The sequence below is a fragment of the Pseudoalteromonas sp. DL2-H2.2 genome, assembly GCF_021532535.1.
Taxonomy (GTDB): domain Bacteria; phylum Pseudomonadota; class Gammaproteobacteria; order Enterobacterales; family Alteromonadaceae; genus Pseudoalteromonas; species Pseudoalteromonas rubra_A.
The window spans coordinates 59,084-75,493 of the sequence record NZ_JAKGBD010000017.1; the positions used below are offsets into that span (position 1 = coordinate 59,084).

General features: G+C 47.6%; 26 protein-coding genes. 15 read left to right on the plus strand and 11 right to left on the minus strand.

Going from position 1 to position 16,410, the window contains the following annotated elements; all coding sequences use genetic code 11:
• Positions 1-7 precede the first annotated feature (7 nt).
• Genes L1285_RS20895 through L1285_RS20930 form a run of 8 tightly spaced genes read right to left on the minus strand, consistent with a single transcriptional unit; the run spans position 8 to position 2,235 of the window.
• Entirely contained in the window at positions 8-319 is a 312-nt protein-coding gene (locus L1285_RS20895) for a MarR family transcriptional regulator (RefSeq protein WP_235414173.1), read from the minus strand.
• Entirely contained in the window at positions 316-525 is a 210-nt protein-coding gene (locus L1285_RS20900) for a hypothetical protein (protein WP_235414174.1), read from the minus strand. The genes L1285_RS20895 and L1285_RS20900 overlap by 4 nt, the downstream gene beginning before the upstream one ends.
• Positions 522-770 carry a hypothetical protein gene (locus tag L1285_RS20905; protein ID WP_235414175.1) on the minus strand — a complete coding sequence of 83 codons (249 nt, stop codon included), beginning with the start codon at positions 768-770 and terminating at the stop codon, positions 522-524. Before L1285_RS20905 ends, L1285_RS20900 begins: the two co-directional genes overlap by 4 nt.
• Entirely contained in the window at positions 767-925 is a 159-nt protein-coding gene (locus tag L1285_RS20910; RefSeq protein WP_235414176.1) for a hypothetical protein, read from the minus strand. The genes L1285_RS20905 and L1285_RS20910 overlap by 4 nt, the downstream gene beginning before the upstream one ends.
• Before the next feature lie 11 nt (positions 926-936).
• A complete protein-coding gene (locus L1285_RS20915; RefSeq protein WP_235414177.1) occupies positions 937-1,407 on the minus strand; it encodes a hypothetical protein in 471 nt (156 codons plus the stop codon).
• 18 nt (positions 1,408-1,425) lie between these two features.
• The gene (locus L1285_RS20920) at positions 1,426-1,719 is read right to left on the minus strand and encodes a hypothetical protein (protein ID WP_235414178.1); all 294 of its coding nucleotides are present in this window, start codon (positions 1,717-1,719) and stop codon (positions 1,426-1,428) included.
• Positions 1,720-1,724: 5 nt separating this feature from the next.
• Positions 1,725-1,937 (minus strand): hypothetical protein, encoded by a 213-nt coding sequence (locus L1285_RS20925; protein WP_235414179.1) that lies wholly within the window; start codon positions 1,935-1,937, stop codon positions 1,725-1,727.
• Positions 1,938-1,947: 10 nt separating this feature from the next.
• Entirely contained in the window at positions 1,948-2,235 is a 288-nt protein-coding gene (locus tag L1285_RS20930) for a helix-turn-helix domain-containing protein (RefSeq protein ID WP_235414180.1), read from the minus strand.
• Positions 2,236-2,328: 93 nt separating this feature from the next.
• Between L1285_RS20930 and L1285_RS20935 the strand changes: the two genes are divergently transcribed.
• The gene (locus L1285_RS20935; RefSeq protein WP_235414181.1) at positions 2,329-2,802 is read left to right on the plus strand and encodes a helix-turn-helix transcriptional regulator; all 474 of its coding nucleotides are present in this window, start codon (positions 2,329-2,331) and stop codon (positions 2,800-2,802) included.
• Between the two features lie 6 nt (positions 2,803-2,808).
• On the opposite strand, the gene L1285_RS20940 is transcribed toward L1285_RS20935, so the two are convergent.
• The 3 genes from L1285_RS20940 to L1285_RS20950 are packed head-to-tail and all read right to left on the minus strand — an operon-like array spanning position 2,809 to position 3,908.
• Entirely contained in the window at positions 2,809-3,177 is a 369-nt protein-coding gene (locus L1285_RS20940) for a hypothetical protein (RefSeq protein ID WP_235414182.1), read from the minus strand.
• Position 3,178: 1 nt separating this feature from the next.
• Positions 3,179-3,691: a hypothetical protein gene (locus L1285_RS20945; RefSeq protein ID WP_235414183.1), complete on the minus strand. Its 513-nt coding sequence runs from the start codon at positions 3,689-3,691 to the stop codon at positions 3,179-3,181.
• Positions 3,692-3,740: 49 nt separating this feature from the next.
• Positions 3,741-3,908: a hypothetical protein gene (locus L1285_RS20950; protein ID WP_235414184.1), complete on the minus strand. Its 168-nt coding sequence runs from the start codon at positions 3,906-3,908 to the stop codon at positions 3,741-3,743.
• A 393-nt stretch (positions 3,909-4,301) separates the two neighbouring features.
• Here L1285_RS20950 and L1285_RS20955 point away from each other — a divergent pair, with 393 nt between their 5' ends.
• The 14 genes from L1285_RS20955 to L1285_RS21020 all read left to right on the plus strand — a co-directional run bounded on the left by L1285_RS20955 (position 4,302) and on the right by L1285_RS21020 (position 16,384).
• Positions 4,302-4,943, plus strand: coding sequence for a glycoside hydrolase family 108 protein (locus L1285_RS20955; RefSeq protein WP_235414185.1), 642 nt, complete (start codon positions 4,302-4,304; stop codon positions 4,941-4,943).
• Positions 4,930-5,154, plus strand: coding sequence for a TraR/DksA C4-type zinc finger protein (locus L1285_RS20960; protein WP_235414186.1), 225 nt, complete (start codon positions 4,930-4,932; stop codon positions 5,152-5,154). Before L1285_RS20955 ends, L1285_RS20960 begins: the two co-directional genes overlap by 14 nt.
• On the plus strand, positions 5,154-5,474 hold the full coding sequence (locus tag L1285_RS20965; protein ID WP_235414187.1) for a DUF2730 family protein: 321 nt from the start codon (positions 5,154-5,156) through the stop codon (positions 5,472-5,474). Before L1285_RS20960 ends, L1285_RS20965 begins: the two co-directional genes overlap by 1 nt.
• On the plus strand, positions 5,458-5,667 hold the full coding sequence (locus L1285_RS20970) for a hypothetical protein (protein ID WP_235414188.1): 210 nt from the start codon (positions 5,458-5,460) through the stop codon (positions 5,665-5,667). The genes L1285_RS20965 and L1285_RS20970 overlap by 17 nt, the downstream gene beginning before the upstream one ends.
• Positions 5,668-5,669: 2 nt before the next feature.
• Positions 5,670-5,975: a VpaChn25_0724 family phage protein gene (locus L1285_RS20975; RefSeq protein ID WP_235414189.1), complete on the plus strand. Its 306-nt coding sequence runs from the start codon at positions 5,670-5,672 to the stop codon at positions 5,973-5,975.
• Positions 5,972-6,553, plus strand: coding sequence for a DUF3486 family protein (locus L1285_RS20980; protein WP_235414190.1), 582 nt, complete (start codon positions 5,972-5,974; stop codon positions 6,551-6,553). Before L1285_RS20975 ends, L1285_RS20980 begins: the two co-directional genes overlap by 4 nt.
• A complete protein-coding gene (locus tag L1285_RS20985) occupies positions 6,553-8,112 on the plus strand; it encodes a terminase large subunit domain-containing protein (RefSeq protein ID WP_442960528.1) in 1,560 nt (519 codons plus the stop codon). The genes L1285_RS20980 and L1285_RS20985 overlap by 1 nt, the downstream gene beginning before the upstream one ends.
• Before the next feature lie 8 nt (positions 8,113-8,120).
• Positions 8,121-9,683: a DUF935 domain-containing protein gene (locus L1285_RS20990; protein ID WP_235414191.1), complete on the plus strand. Its 1,563-nt coding sequence runs from the start codon at positions 8,121-8,123 to the stop codon at positions 9,681-9,683.
• Entirely contained in the window at positions 9,676-11,025 is a 1,350-nt protein-coding gene (locus L1285_RS20995; RefSeq protein ID WP_235414192.1) for a phage head morphogenesis protein, read from the plus strand. The genes L1285_RS20990 and L1285_RS20995 overlap by 8 nt, the downstream gene beginning before the upstream one ends.
• Before the next feature lie 165 nt (positions 11,026-11,190).
• The gene (locus tag L1285_RS21000) at positions 11,191-11,646 is read left to right on the plus strand and encodes a phage virion morphogenesis protein (protein WP_235414193.1); all 456 of its coding nucleotides are present in this window, start codon (positions 11,191-11,193) and stop codon (positions 11,644-11,646) included.
• Between the two features lie 211 nt (positions 11,647-11,857).
• Complete coding sequence (locus L1285_RS21005; RefSeq protein ID WP_235414194.1) at positions 11,858-13,288, plus strand: AAA family ATPase; 1,431 nt, start codon at positions 11,858-11,860, stop codon at positions 13,286-13,288.
• Positions 13,285-14,217: a hypothetical protein gene (locus tag L1285_RS21010; protein ID WP_235414195.1), complete on the plus strand. Its 933-nt coding sequence runs from the start codon at positions 13,285-13,287 to the stop codon at positions 14,215-14,217. Before L1285_RS21005 ends, L1285_RS21010 begins: the two co-directional genes overlap by 4 nt.
• Before the next feature lie 77 nt (positions 14,218-14,294).
• Positions 14,295-15,473: a phage protease gene (locus L1285_RS21015; RefSeq protein WP_235414196.1), complete on the plus strand. Its 1,179-nt coding sequence runs from the start codon at positions 14,295-14,297 to the stop codon at positions 15,471-15,473.
• A gap of 2 nt (positions 15,474-15,475) precedes the next feature.
• Complete coding sequence (locus tag L1285_RS21020) at positions 15,476-16,384, plus strand: Mu-like prophage major head subunit gpT family protein (protein ID WP_235414197.1); 909 nt, start codon at positions 15,476-15,478, stop codon at positions 16,382-16,384.
• The last annotated feature ends 26 nt before the right edge of the window (positions 16,385-16,410 follow it).

The following is a 16,410-nucleotide window of genomic DNA, read 5'->3' on the forward strand; positions in this document are numbered from 1 at the left end:
CATCACCTCAACCTAACAATTGATATTTATTGCTCTCAATTTGTAGATCATTCAGAGCAGTTCTATAGGTATGCGCAACGGTATTGCTGATTTGCACAGGCTTTGCGTGCAACCGCCAGCGTTGCGCGTTATTTTTCAGGCGCTCAGCCCAGCCAGCCTGTTCCAGGTTAGCTAACACTCGGGTCATATCCGCAGGGGAGCAACCTAGTTCAGCAACAAGCTTGCCAGGCTCTACACCGTCTATCTCTTTCCCGGCCATCAGCTCTATGGTGGCCAGTACGCGTTGCACCTGGGGTGATATGTATTGACTGTTACTCATTGGCCACACTCCAGTGTGATAGGGCTATACCATTCGCGTAGTTCGGTGCGCAGTGCATCCCAGCCTGGTCGAGTGGCATCAGCACTGATAATCGCCGAACTCGTTAATGGCTGTTGGTCTGGTCCAGTCCAGGTAATGATCACCCAAGCACTGAGCGCATCCCCGTCGCGGGTTATAAATGCGTTGCGTGTTGTTTGGCAGCTCATACTGCCTCCCGTGCCGCAGGAGCGGTCAGATCTGCTATGCACTTGGGGCATACACTGTCAAAGGTAAAGTGCTCGGTCTGGATAGCACGCCAGCCAACCAGGTTGGCAGCCAGTTGCCATTCAGTAACAGAAGCGCCAGGACGCGATGCGCGCTCAACACGTTTGCAGCAGTCACAGGCAATCTCGGGTTGCTCTCCTACTATGCGCAGGTGTTCGGCTTTTACCGGTGTTGTAATTACGCTCATACGCTACCTCCACAAGCACGTGCAGCCAGCTTTGCCAACTCAGCGGCACTGAGTAAAACAGTGGCTGAATTAGCCAAACGAACCGCCGGTAAATCGGCCGTATTTTGCACGTTGCGCTGAATTTTGGGCGCAACTCTGTCTTTGATGTTCTTCATATCAGTGCTCGCTATTTGATTCTGGTAATGTCAGCGGATTGCTGAGGGGTGGCCTGTGCTGCCTGCTTCATAATGTTGGCAAACATCGTTTCCGACTGCTGAAGCAGCGCTTGCGCCTGGAACGCCAGTTCAGTGGCGTTGACCATAGTCAATGCACGGCCATCCACCGGGCTGTAATCCAGCGGCAACAGGAGTGCCACAAAGGGTTCAATAGACTGAGTTGCCCAGCAAAATGCAGGCAGGTACTCAGCAGGAAATTTGGTTGGTGCGGATACGCTAAACCATTTGTTAAACATATCGCGTGTGATCACTTTCTCGCCGCCCAGGCATTCGTTCATTCTGTCGATGACCATTGGACGACTGAACGCCCCATTGTCTACCGCGCTTTTCATCGCAGCCAAAAGGGCAAACGTGAGATCACATCTGGGTGATTCGTCACTTTTCAACATACTGGAAGACTCCACGTTACTGCGGTTATACATCTTTACTGCCACCTGTTGTTATTTCTTTCCTGGTTTGATTGTGCTGGCAAAACTGCTGGCAAAAATTGCCAGTAAATTTGCCATGACGTATGCAATGCTCGGGCTTATGCTGTTAACAAACTGAGGCGGCACATAACGCAGTCCCTTAACTGTGCTGATACATAAACCAAGACAACCCAGAGCGAAACGTATGAACAACAACCAAGACAACAACAATGCAGACAATAGCGTCGTCTTTGATTCTTTAGTGGCTATAAACTCCTTTATTACAGCACTGTCCCGTTCACTGCCTCCAGGCATTGCTACACACATGGTGCCTATCCTCGATGAGTCGATTGATGAGTACGTGCAGTCTCCTGGGCAGACTGATCCGACGGTTCAGCTACTTCTGACTGGCTGGCGAAATGCCCTAGCGCAGCACGGGCAATTACAGGTGCGACAACTGGACATAAAATCGCTTTACCATTTGCATTGCGACCCGATTCCAGAATAGCGGTAACGGCAGCTTGTGGTGAGATTGAATTAGACATGGTGGGTTCCTTATGAAGCTGCTGCAATGAGTTGACGTAGCTCCGCCACTTTTGCTTCTCGAGCTGAGCCACGAACAACAGAGGGACTTGTTGGGTTTAAATAGGACTCACAGTCCGAGAAGAACACTTCAACGGGTTGATCAACTATCGCTGCCAGTGACTTAGCTATAGGAGAAGATACATGTCGTCCATGTATTACATTGGAAACAGTTGAAAGAGACTTACCCAAAGCATCGGCAACCTGCTTAAGTGTATAGCCTTTCTTTTGAATGGCCTGTTTTCTTTGATCAGCATTCATAGTAAATTACCTTTAAGTTTTAACCCTTTTTCAAAGCTTTGGCGGGCCATGTGTAAAAGGGTTTTGTTATAGACAGGTAAATAGTAGACATATATGTCCGATGAATCAACAGGAACAGACATAAAAGTCTGTTTTAATTTAAAGGCAGAGCGTAAGCGTTTGAATTTAAAACAGAGTGATGTGGCTAATTTTTTGGAAATGTCATCTAAGCAGATTGGCCGATGGGAGTCTTCTACGCCAATCCCTTCAGATAAATTGGCCTCCCTAAGTGAACTAGGCTTCGACTGCATGTTCGTGTTGACAGGCCAGAGAGCTACTTTGTCTAGTGTCTCGGTTTCAAATGTGGATATTGACTATGCCGTTGAAGCAGCAGCAAAAGCGACGGGGGAAGCCATTAAAACAGTTTATGAGCTTCGGGGTAATGAAAGCGTTGTAAATGGTCTAGATGCAGTCAAACATTATGGAACTATCGTTAGAGCAGCAGAAATCATCATGCGGGCAGAATTGACTGGCGAAATTACGTCAAGTACGGTGACGGAGATCGCAGAATTAATTAAGGCCAAGTAGTTACTACTACTTGGATTTTTTCAATTTTGACTTTTCTGTTTGAGGATCAAGAATACCGAGCTTTATCAGATTTGCTAAGTTCTTCGCTCTTGCTTTTCTGAACCGAATGTTTATCTTGAGAATCGCATCTTCACTTAACCCTTCAAATGCCAAATCCGTCATTAGCTCACTTTGCAAAAGCAACTCTCCACTCTCAATGAGTTCTTTCCTTTCACTCAGTGTATTGAGCTTCACAACATTATTAGGACATTCTTCTTGGCTCATTGAAGTATGATCAAAGGCGGGTTCTTCTTTGATTGTGCATATGCGGAACAACATAAAGAAAACCCACATGATTAAAACAGCAAAGTAGATAAAGTAAATTACAGTAAGCATCCTAGTTCACCTTCACACGCTCAAGGTGACCTTTCACCTTTTTCAATAGAGCCATAATGAGTGGTAGTGACAACACAACCGCACTCGCTAAATTCCCTGTGTTTATGGCTACTTTATAAAACGTTCCCAACACCTTAGTCTGCAATATGACACCATCTGTATAACGTGCGATTTGACTAAAGCAAACGAATGCCAGGCACAAAGCAATACTAAAAGCTTCGTAACCAACTTTTAGCTTTAACTTGTTATGCAATAAAAAGATCAAAGTTACACATAACGCATCGATAGTGGCATAGGTGCCAAACCAAAGGACTATATCGTGCTTCTTAGCAATTTCCCAAAGCGGACCTTCAATCTTGAGGCTGATGAATTGAGAAACGCACCACACGACAGCACCAATAAAATATGAGCGGCTACCTGCGCCAATTAAAAAAACTAAAATTGGAAAACACACAGTCGCTACCCATAGGTAGGTGTTCAATTCATTTAGCAGTTCAGAATAGTTTGAAAACATCAGTGATCCCTTTTCCAAATCGGGGGCGTTCCAACGCTCCCCGAACAAGCTATGGATTCGAGATTTTTACTTTTGGGGCATTGAGGTAGTCATCTATATACGCAGCTCTTGCCTGGGTAATTGGGTCATTACCACTACCATTGCCAGCTGCTACTACCTTCGCGATACCTTGGCTTAAAACTCGAGAACCATCGTTTTTATGCTTAAACTTTTTCATGGGTATACTCCTTTGGATGTGGAGCTTTAAGAATACCACTTTTGTGGATAGAATTTTTTAAAGCTGATTAAAAAATTCATAACAGGAAGGCTAGCAGCCGTTCCTTGATACTTCTCATTACACTACCAAAATCCATTAACCAAAATATAACACCTTGGTTAATCCGTTGTATAGCCTTTGCCAAAGGGTTTTGCAAAATATTTTGACTTTTTCAGCTTTATTTTTAGACAAATAGAATTTTCTGGCCCAATCCGGTTACACTCAGACAGGACTACCGCCCCAATTGGGTATAACACCCCATTAGCAACCCGCTGCTTTCTTAATCTAGTTTAAAATACACTCAGCCACGACCCCGGCACTCTGTCACAAACACCTTGTTTTCCGGAGTGCCCAATGCAATTTCCTAACCTTGAAAGAATAAAGCAGCAGCCAGACGTAGCCGCCGCTTTATCAAACTACTCACCTAAGTTCGCCGACTGCATACTGACTATTTTGCACCATGAAGGGGCTTTTCGTCGTGACGGTGGTCTGAACAACCATGCCAGTGATCGTGGTGGCCTTACTAAATATGGAATTAGCCAAAAAGCCTATCCTCGCCTGGACATACGAAACCTGGATCTAACCAAAGCGGTGCGCCTTTACTACCGTGATTACTGGGAGCCGATGCAATGCGACCATGTACCCTCGGGACTGGCATTAATGCTGCTCGACGGCGCTGTTCAGCATGGCGTTGATGGTATGACCCGCATGGTACAAAGCACCGTAAACGCAGCTATTGATGGCCTGTTTGGCTCACTGACCTTAAAAGCGGTGCTGGGAAAAATGCCCAGCCAACTTATCACTGAACTACTGGCAGAACGCAGCCGGTTGTACTCCGGCATTTGCCTGGATGACCCGACGCAACGGATCAATCTAAACGGCTGGTTCAATCGCCTGGCCCAAGTGACTGAACGCTGCTTTACCACACTGGCCAGTGATTACCTTAGCTCACTAACAGGCCGCGCGTATGGAGGCCCAGAGCATGGACATAGCTGATAAGGCACAAGTGATCCGTGATCAGGAATTAGAACGCGCCCTCAATGAAAACCGCGCCCATTTTGTGGGCGAGGACGTGGACTTTCGGCACTGCCTGGAATGCGGTGTTGAAATTCCACCCGAGCGCCGCGCCGCTATCCACCGCTGCAAATTGTGCGTTGACTGCCAGACCAGGCAAGAAGGCATGGCCAAACACTACAGGAAATCCTGATGGATCTATTCATTACCGAATGGTGGAAATGGGCATTGGCACTTGGGGGCTCCGTAATTGGTGCAGCTGCCTTAGCTTGGTTCGCTTCTACCTTTGTCCGCAAAAAAGCACATGACGATCTGGTCAAGCGTGTAAACACCATTGAGCAAACCGTTAAGGAACTACCCAGTTCTGATGATCTGCACGAACTGGATAAACGTCTGATTGAAGTTGGCGGAAAAATAGATGTGCTGTCGCCTCAACTGGGAGACCTGAAGCGCATTACCGATTTATTAATGGAAAACGAACTAAGGGGAACCAGAAATGGCAGTGATTCATAGCGCTTGTTCATGTGGTTCAAACATCACGGTACTTACAGAGCAGGACCAAACAATAGAGTCTATGGCTGAAATTCAGGCAGTAACAACCACAGACTTCAAGAGCGGCATAACTAACTATGCCCTATTACGTTGCGAACAGTGCAGCCTGCCAATTGAAGAAGCATTGAATCTAACACTAACCCGGAGTAAATAAAAATGCCTATTACACAAGTACAAGCCGAACACCAGCGGCTAACCATTCTCATTGCTCTGAATGAGTCCCCGGACTACGGAGCCAATACCAGCATGTTATCTGACATATTAGCTCAGTTTGCTTTGGGCTGTAGCCAGGACCAGTTGAAGACGTTGCTTAACTGGCTTGAGCAAAATGGCTATGTCTCTTTAGAAAGACTCACTGAAAACACCTGGATTGCCAAAATCACACGTTCAGGCATTGATGTAGCCGAAGGTGTGAGCGTAGTGCCAGGCATCAAACGCCCCGGCCCCCGGAGCGCACTATGAGCGATTCAGTGCGCCGGGGTAAGCCCAGCAAAATTGATGAGTTGCCGGACGAAATCAAAAAGAAGCTGGATGAAATGCTACGCGACAGCGGCAATAGTCAGGCGGACATTTTGATTGCTATTAACGGCCTTATTCTGGAAGCCGGATTAGATGAAGAAGCGACAATCAGCCGCTCGGGCCTGAGCAGACATGCACAAAAACATGAGGCCATTGCTAAGCACCTGCGTGAAACACGCGCAGCAACGGTTGCACTAACCGCAGAGCTGGGAGACAAGCCAACCGGCGAAGTAACCAAGCTAATACTTGAAATGGCCCGGACTCAGCTTTTCAAAGCGATGCAGCAGCAAATGTTGAACCCTGAATCTGATGCTGCGGTTGACCTGGACACCATCAAAGAAGCCATGCTGGCTGTTCAAAGGCTTGAATCTGCCGCGTCTCGCAATCACAAGCGTGAACAGGAGATCCGCAAAGCATTTGCTGAAGAGGCTGCGGCCAAAGCTGAAGAATCGGCGGTTAAGGCCGGTATGACGGCGGAATCAGTATCTGAAATCAAGAAATCAATTTTGGGGATTGTCTAGTGATTCAAACTAATAGCATGGTTGAACAGGTATCCGCTGAGCTGTCTTTATTCAATCCAGATGAAGTTTTACTGGGATACCAGAAGCGCTGGATTGCCGATGAATCGGTGCTCAAAATCGCAGAAAAAAGCAGGCGGACCGGTTTGACCTGGGCAGAGGCTGCCGATGCGGTTTTATGCGCAGCTACGGCCCGCAGTGACAACGGCTGTAACCACTTTTATGTGGGTTCTAACAAAGAGATGGCAAGAGAGTTTATTGACGCAGCAGCCATGTGGGCCAAGTCATTTAACAAGGCCGCATCTCAGGTCAGTGAAGAAGTGCTGAGAGATGAAGACAAGGAGATCTTAACGTTCGTTATTTACTTCAGCTCGGGGTTTAAGATCCAGGCGCTAAGTTCAAACCCTTCGAACTTACGGGGTATGCAAGGCAATGTGACCATTGACGAGGCGGCGTTTCACGAGCGCTTAGCTGAGGTGCTAAAAGCCGCCCTGGCACTGACTATGTGGGGGTCAAAAGTACGGCTGATCTCAACGCATAATGGCGTAGACAATTTATTCAATGAACTCATTAAAGACAGCCGCGCTGGCAAAAAGCGCTATTCCGTGCACACCATCACTATTTTGGATGCCTGCCGCGAAGGTCTTTACCAGCGTATTTGTCAGATTAAGAAAAAGCCCTGGAGCCAGGAACAGGAAGACCAGTGGATTGAAGACTTACTGAAAGACACGGCCAGCGAAGCGGATGCACGAGAAGAGTATTTTTGCGAGCCCAAACAAGGTGGCGGTAATTACGTACCCCGCGCACTGATTGAAATGGCCATGAGCAAAGACATACCCATTGTGCGCTACATTGCCGCAGACGACTTTATGTCCTGGAGCGAACTGGCGCAACGCGCAGAGATAGATGCGTTTTGCCAGGAACAGTTAGACCCCTTGCTAACGCAGCTGGATACCAGCCTGAACCATAGCTTTGGTGAAGACTTTGCCCGCCGGGGAGACTTAACCGTATTCGTACCGCTTGAAATATCCCGCGACCTGTCGAAGCGCGTGCCATTTTTAGTTGAACTGACCAACCTGACTTACGACATGCAGCGGGCTGTGATGCTGCACCTGGCCACCAGATTGCCGCGCCTTCAGGGACTGGCATTTGATGCCACCGGTAATGGCGGGTATCTCGCGGAAGCGGCAGCATTGCACTTTGGCACCGAAATGGTAGACCAGGTGATGCTGAATGATCCCTGGTATCGCGAGTGGATGCCAAAACTTAAAGCAGAGTTTGAAGACCGTAATATCACCATCCCTAAACACCAGGACGTACTGGACGACCTGCAAAAGATCTCTGTTCGCAACGGCACCCCGAAAATTGATAAAGGCAGCGATAAGGGCAGCGATGGAAGACAAAGACACGGTGACTTTGCGGTGGGCCTGGCGATGGCTATTCGCGCCGCCTGGATGGAAGGCAGCGCAATTGAGTTTACCCCTTTGCCAGATAAAAACAGTTCTGGCAGTGATGCAATTTATGAAGATTTAGGCGCTTATCAGGGCGCTGGCTGCTGGTAGGAGTATGTATGGCCATAGTTGATATTAACGGCGATCCGTTGACCTTTAAGAACAGCGGAGAGTTTCAGACCGAACAAAATAGCCAGGTTGCTGCAAAGCTCAAAGAATTTGCAGAGCACCCCACTCAGGGGCTAACGCCAGCCAAACTGGCATCTCTGCTAAAAGAAGCACAAGAAGGGAACCTGGCCGCAATGGCCGACCTGGCCAAAGACATGGAAGACAAAGACGGCCACATTACGTGTGAACTGGGCAAGCGACGACGCGCTATCATTGGTCTGGACTTTACTGTTAAGCCGCCCAGGAACGCGAGTGCAGCTGAAAAGCGCGATGCTGATATGCTGGCAGAGATCATTGATGATGCAACCTGGTTTTATGATCTGCTTTTTGACTTCAGTGATGCGATTTTAAAGGGCTTTAGTCCCAATGAACTGCAATGGGATTACGTAGAAAAGCAGCAAATTATTACCGGCTATGAGTTCCGCGATCAGAATTTGTTTAAAACACACCCGGACAATCACAATCACTTGGTACTGAATGACAACTCAAACGATGGCGTATCGCTGAATCCTTTCGGCTGGGCCATGCACATTCATAAAAGTAAATCCGGCTATGTACATCGTATCGGGTTGTTATCCGTATTAGCCTGGCCATTCGTGTTTAAGAACTACTCTGTACGAGACCTGGCGGAGTTCCTGGAGATTTACGGGCTACCACTCAGGTTAGGCAAATACCCCAGTGGTGCCAGCGACGATGAAAAGGCGACGTTGCTGCGTGCAGTTATGGCAATTGGCCACAACGCTGGCGGGATCATACCCAGAGGGATGGACATAGATTTTCAAAATGCTGCGCAGGGTCAATCAGATCCGTTTGAGGCCATGATCCGATGGTGTGAGCTAACCCAGTCCAAAACTATCCTGGGCGGTACATTAACCACTCAGGCCGATGGCAAGAGCAGCACGAACGCATTGGGTAATGTACACAATGAGGTTAAGCAGGACATTACCGCCAGCGATTTGCACCAGATAGAGCAAACCGTTAACCGGGATATTCTCTACCCCATGTACGCACTAAACGGTAAAAGCTACAGCGGCAACCGGCGTTTGCCCCGGTTTGAGTTTGATACCTCAACAACAGATGCTATGCGCGATCTGGCGTATCCTCTGCGCAGCCTAGTCAGTCTGGGTGTGCAAGTGCCGAAATCGTGGGTGCATGAGCGCCTGAATATCCCTGTACCAAAAGATGGTGAAGATGTACTGGAATTGCCAAAAGAAGAGATCCCCGGAGCCAGTCAGGCTGCACTAACTACCTCAGTCGCAGCACTTACCACTGAATTTAAAGATCGCACCGCGCAGCAGGAACTGGACACGGCACTGGATGCCATTACCAGTGGCAATATGCGGGAGGAATACAAGGCTACGCTTCAGCCGCTCCTGGACAAACTCAACCAGAGCGAGGAACTGGCCGCCATAGAGCTGGCTGAGTTATACCCCGCACTGGACCAGGACAGCCTGACCGAGCTACTAACCAGGTTGATATTCGTGAGTGAACTGTGGGGCATGATCAATGAGTAAAGGCGCGTCGTTATCTATCGCATTCGACAAATCACCGACGGATGCGGTGGCCTATTTTCGCTCTAAAGGCTATCAAATTTCGGACGAATGGCACGATATGCTGCTGGATGCACACGCACGAGCTTTTACCGTAGCCCGTGCCAGCTCTATGGATGTGCTTAGCGCCATTCGTAAAAAGGTGGATGCCGCCATAGCCGATGGCCTGACGCCTAAACAATTCCGCGACCAACTCACCCCTGAGCTGCAAAAACTAGGTTGGTGGGGCAAAACCAAGAACGAGCAAGGCGATGAAATACAGCTCGGCAGCCCTTACAGGCTGAACACCATTTACCGCACCAATGTACAAACCGCCTACATGGCCGGGCGCTATCGTCGCCTGCTGGCCCGCGCCAAAACCCACCCATACTGGCAGTATGTGGCCATTGATGACGGGCAAACACGACCAGAGCATAAACGCCTCAATGGCCGGGTATTTAGGTTCGACGATCCTATCTGGCAAACCATATATCCACCCAATGGCTGGGGCTGTCGTTGCCGCGTCCGGGCACTGACAGAGGCACAAGTTAAGGCACGTGGCCTGACCGTTGAGGATGGCAGCAACTACGTGCAACCATTTGATGCGGAGATTACCAGCCGCGAGTCTGGCGAGGTTAAAACTGTACCGCATGCTCGCGTAAATCTGCCCGGTGGTGACGTAATGACACCAGACATAGGCTGGGCCTATTCACCAGGACAATCAGCGTTTGGTACAGATATGGCTGTTGCTCAAAAGCTGGGTAAGGTGGAGGATGCCCAGTTACGCGCTGAAACCATCCAGGCATTGAATAATAGTGAGGCCAGGCACAAGGCGTTTGAAGGCTGGACTCGCAAAAGTATTGAGCGCATCGAGCGCTTTCAGGCTGCAAGGCGGGCCCAGGACAAAGCGGGCCTGAAGGCAAACGGCCCACGAGCAGACCATAAAACCGTTGTGACCTTTTTAAGTGATGACATAAACCAGCGACTACTGGATAAAGGCATTGACCCTGCGCGAACCCTGGTACTGTCCGAAAAAGCCCTGGCGCATGCGCATAGTGAAAAACATCAGGACAATAACAGTGTTTTAAGTTTAAGTGAGTACACCCAGCTGAGCGCCTGGATAAACAACCCCGACACGCGTGTTTACTGGGAGCCAGCCCGCAATGAGGTGCTATTTGTCGTTGCTCAGGGGGAACAGTCCATCAAGGTGGTTGTGCGCTATAAGGGTAAAGGGATTGACCTGGATACAGTCATTAATGCGCTGAAGGTAGACAGTGCAGCTATTAATCAAAGTGTTGCCGGTGGGTTGTATGAAGTGTGGCGGTAGGGTGAGAATCGAACTCACATCACTGCAACACAGCCCCTTACCTATCGGGGTACACTACCGCCAATACTGATTATTAAACAAGCGGAACAAAAAAGCCAGCATAACGCTGGCCATATCAAGGGATGATGCCAAGACATCCATTTAAAATTAGTCCATGAGGTGAGCGTGTCAACAATATCCGTATTAACCCAGGGCGACGCCGCCCAGGTGCTGGCCGAAATAGCCGACAAATTTAACGACCTGAGCGACCCCATGAATGAGATAGCCGCAATCATGGAAGGTGCAACAGAAGACGCGTTTGCTGAAGAACGCAGCCCTGTGACGGGCGAAGCCTGGCCAGCACTGAGCGAAAACTACCTGAAGAACAACCCCAAGCGCGTTGGCGGTCAAATGCTCCAGGTCAGCGCGGGCGGCCTGGCTGCCAGCATTGCCGCAGACAGCGGCAAACTCTGGGCAGAGATTGGCAGCAACAAACCCTATGCCGCTATCCACAACTTCGGTGGCCTGCCAGATATGGCACCAGGACCAGCAGCCATTCCCCAACGTGAATACCTGGGCGTAAGCCAGGAAGATGAAAGCGACATATTGGCCGTACTGGAGTCGTTTTTGCTCGAAAACTAAAAACGCCGTCAGCGCCCTGTGACGCGCTTTGACCAGCTCAGTGGCTACCGTTGGGTGTTGTGATGGTAGATACGCTCTTTAAACCCGTTTCGAAACGTTTCTAAATGACCAATTTTCTACCTCTTCCCAGTTTAAGTATATAAATGTAATATTCTTACAGAATTACGGATTGAAATTTAGATGGCCCTCTGCCAATCACATAAGGTGCGATATGGATAAAATTATAGATCTTGCAGGTGCTCTTTCGGATTTACCTCACGTCAAAGAAGAACCAAACAAAAACTATATAAAAATGATCGAACTTAAAGGTATTCATAAACGATATGACTTAACTGTTGAGTTCAATCAAACTCTTAACATTCTCTATGGTCAAAACGGTACAGGCAAAACCACTCTCATACACATCATTTCTAACCTCGCAAATTGCGACTTCATTAGATTTGCCTTTATCGAATTCGCGAATATAAAAATAGTCTACTCGAATAGCCCTACTATCTTGATTTCTCGCAATGTTACATCAAGCGAATCAGGTTATCGCGGTGGAGTAATACAAGTTCACGTACCTGAAAATGATTCAACTTTGAAGTTTTCTATGCGCGACGCCATGGAGTCAGCAAAGGATCAGCAATTAGAGCTTTTTTCTGATGAGCCCGCCTCTAGACTTAGTGACAAAGTTAAAAAGTTTGTCACTAAAAATAATCTAAACCAGATATCAGCATCATACTTCCCTGCTTTTAGAACATTGCTGGAAGCATGGAGTTCGAGAAAGCGCGAAAATCGTTCGATGGGTAAATACGCGGTAGAAGATGCTACAACATTTGCTAGAGAGCTATTTGGACAATTCCTTCCCAGAATTAACTACCCATCACCATTAGAAATAGAGAAAAAGCTTGTAGATGAAATTATTAGCTGCCAGGTGAGCATAGGCCGTTATGAAAACTCTATTTTCTCAAGTTCGTTTATTGGTGTTTTTTCTGCTTTGTTAACTGGAAAAGACAATGATTCAAACCCAACAGAGCTGTTGAAAGAAATTTCTACATTGACAAAAGAATCCACGAACAACAAGTTCGGTGACTATCAGGAGTACGGTGATGTTTATGAACGCCTCAGGGAGCTAATTCAGACAATTCCTACACTGTCAGAAACTTCTGTTTCAGGTGCACTTGAGGTATATAGAGATGCCTTAAAAGAAAAAGTAATGTATCAAGAAGAAGCTTTTCTGGCTGTAAATTCATACCTTGAGGTTGTTAATTTCTTCTTAGAAAATAAAGAGCTGTCATATGAACTATCAAAGGAACGACGCAGGCCAACAGTTGGATTAAAGTTCCCAGATGGTAGCTGGAGCAATATTAAGGTTATGTCGTCAGGAGAAAGGCAGCTCCTTACCATGCTGTACGCTGTAAATAGAATGAGTGGTTTCTCTACGGTATTAATTGACGAACCAGAAATATCACTACATATCGACTGGCAAGAAGATTTACTTGAAAAGATGATGGAACAATTAGGCAACAGACAGATAATTGTATGCACTCACTCTCCATCAATCGCTGCTGACTTTGATGAATATATGAAAGAAATTGCACCTGATTTCATTGAATTTGAAGGTGATAACTTCAATTCTGATGATGAGGAAAACGTGTGATGAGCGTGCAAGGGAACAAAGTAGATGTAGGCACCTATATAACCAAAGTAAAGATGAGTAGAAAAGTGCGCATACTCGTTGAAGGCCCTCATGATAAGGTGTACTTGTCCAACCTTCTAGACACTTTGAAAGTCAATGCTCGTATTAAGGTCGAAACTGCTACAAACCTAATTGGTGACTGTCCGGTTACAAGAAAAAATAACAAAGCGAAGATCATGAAGATTCATGAAAAATGCAAAAACCAGAGTGCATATAGCAACTTGTATTACTTATGTGATAGAGAGTTTTATAAATTTGAGATTGGAGACAAAATCGAAGACTTAATGGATGAGCACGAGAGTGATTACAACTTAAACTGGACAATTGGACATTCACTGGAAAACTACTTTCTAAACCCTGAAATCATTAACGTCGGTTTTAGCTTCCTAGCGCATACGCAACACAAAAAAGAAGCTCTCACCAAACTATCGGTAGTTCTATCACAAGCTTTGAATATAGTTGCGGCAATAACTCTTGCAGCCAAGGATGCTGGAATCAAGTTCACATATCCATGTTCAATAATTAAGTGGCAAAATTTCAAATTCCAAGGCGATACCCTTCAGCTATGCGTAACAAACACTGAACCTCTAGCAGCTAAATTATTCTCTAAGTATGATCAAATAAAACCAGCTGTAGATGCATCAGACAAAAAAGCGATTGCTAGGATATGCCGGGGGCACACTGCTATTGTCCTACTACAGAGAGTTTTCTCAGCTTGTATCTATAATGTCGGACAAGATAACGACAAAGATACTGCTAAAAGTGATGCTGATAATTTTTCGAGCTTGAATGAAAAGCATATCTCTACAGCTTTAAGCCAAGCATGGATAAGTAATATCTCAAATGAGACTAACAATTACCCTAAACCGCTAATTGATTCTGTCGCCTAGAGTTATAAACCAGTTTAAAATACTCCCTCAGACCTAACCTACATACTGGCATCAAGATTTGTCACTGATGCCAGAATATGCACCCCAAAAAAACACACGCACATAACCCAGGACTGTTGCACACAGATGTGAACTCACTAGCTGTGCTTTCGGCAAGTACTGAAGGCAACCTGGGCATCGCAGTTTGCAGTCTGGAAAACATCACTATTGATGACCAAGGCAGAAGCCCGCGTGTTCAGCTCATGCCAGACGGACAGTTTAAAGCACACGATGGCCGACCTGAAGACGTACCGACAGGCTACTGGCTACTAGATGACATAGCGTTTCAAACGTTAATGGCTTTTGCCAGACAACGTAAAAATGACTTTCACTTCGACTACGAACATCAAACCTTAAAGACAGAAGATAACGGCCAACCAGCCCCTGCCAGTGGCTGGTTTACAGCTACGGCCCTTGAATATGTGCCAGGTGAGGGACTTTATGCCCTCGATGTGCAATGGACAAAGAGAGCCGCCGACATGCTCAAAGGTGATGAGTATCGCTATGTCAGTCCTGTTTTCCATTACAACAAACAAACCGGCCGCCCCGTTAAATTACGTCACTTTGCCTTAACCAACGAACCCGCTGTCGATGGCATGGACAAAGTGATCGCCCTTAAAGCTCAATCCGACACAGGAGTAACCCCCATGAACGAAGCACAAAAGTTGCTTACCGCGCTGGGTATCACCGTTGCTGATGGCGACACCATCACCGATGCACACTACACCCAGGCGACGACAGGCGTCGCAGCCCTTAAGACCAAAGCTGAGCAAGTTGATGCAGTCAACACTCAGCTGACAAAGGCCAATGAGCAAGTTGCCGCTCTGAAAGCAAAGCCTGGTGGCGAAGTTGACCTTGAAAAGTATGTGCCTATTGAAGTCGCACAAGGCTATCAACAGGAACTGGCGGCCCTGAGAAGCCAAAATGATGGCCTGAGTGTAGACCAGGCCATAGAAGAAGCACGCAAAGACGGCCGCATCATCGCTGCTGAAGAAGACCATTTAAAAGCGCTCGCTAATCAAAAAGGCTTTGCCGCCCTAAAGGCAAACCTGGACGCGCGATCACCCATTGCCGCTCTGACTGCCCAGCAAACCACCCAAACCAAACTGTCGGATGGTAAGCAAACAGGCGTCGCAGCGCTGACGACTGAAGACAAATACGCGGCTGACCAGTTAGGGATCAGCTATGTCGATTACGCAAAACTGAAGGATGAATAACCATGGCCATTGTTACCCCTGCAATACTCACTAGCCTGCAAACCGGCTTTAAAAAGAACTTCCAGGATGGCCTGAGCGAAGCCAAGCCACAATTTTCAGCAATTGCCACTGTGATTAAGTCAACCACTAAGAGCAATACATACGGCTGGCTTGGCAAGTTCCCCAGACTTAAACAGTGGGTTGGCTCTCGCGATGTTCAGTCTATGAAAGCTCATGGCTACAGCATTGTAAATGATGACTTTGAAGCCACAGTCAGCGTTGATCGCAATGACATCGAAGATGACGAACTGGGCGTTTATGCACCACTGATGCAAGAAATGGGTCGCTCTGCGGCTATTCACCCTGACGAGATGTGCTTTCCGCTATTGGAAGCTGGCTTCAGTACTCTCTGCTATGACGGGCAAAATTACTTTGATACCGACCACCCTGTTTACCCAAATGCAGACGGAACAGGCACAGCTGAAAGTGTGGCCAACATGGCCACCGATGGCGCGTATTCCGGGCCTGCCTGGTATGTCCTGGACACATCTAAAGTGCTCAAGCCCATCATTTTCCAGGAACGTAAAAAACCGCAATTTGTCAGCATGACCAAATCGGATGATGAAGCGGTATTTACCAGCAAGGAGTTCCGCTATGGCGTGGACTGCCGGGATGCCGCTGGGTTTAGCTTCTGGCAGCTGGCATTTGGTAACAAGCGTGCATTGACCGCAGACAACCTGTGGGATGCCATCAAGAAAATGCGCACGTTCAAAGCCGATGGTGGCCGCAAGCTAGGCATTCGACCCACCACACTTGTGGTGCCGCCCGAACTGGAAGATGTAGCCACCAAACTGCTCGAACGAGAGCTGGACTCCAACAGCTCCAACGAACTCAAAGGCCGCCTGACTCTGCTTGTGGCTGACTACCTATAAACCCCATGGCCCGGCACGGGCCATTA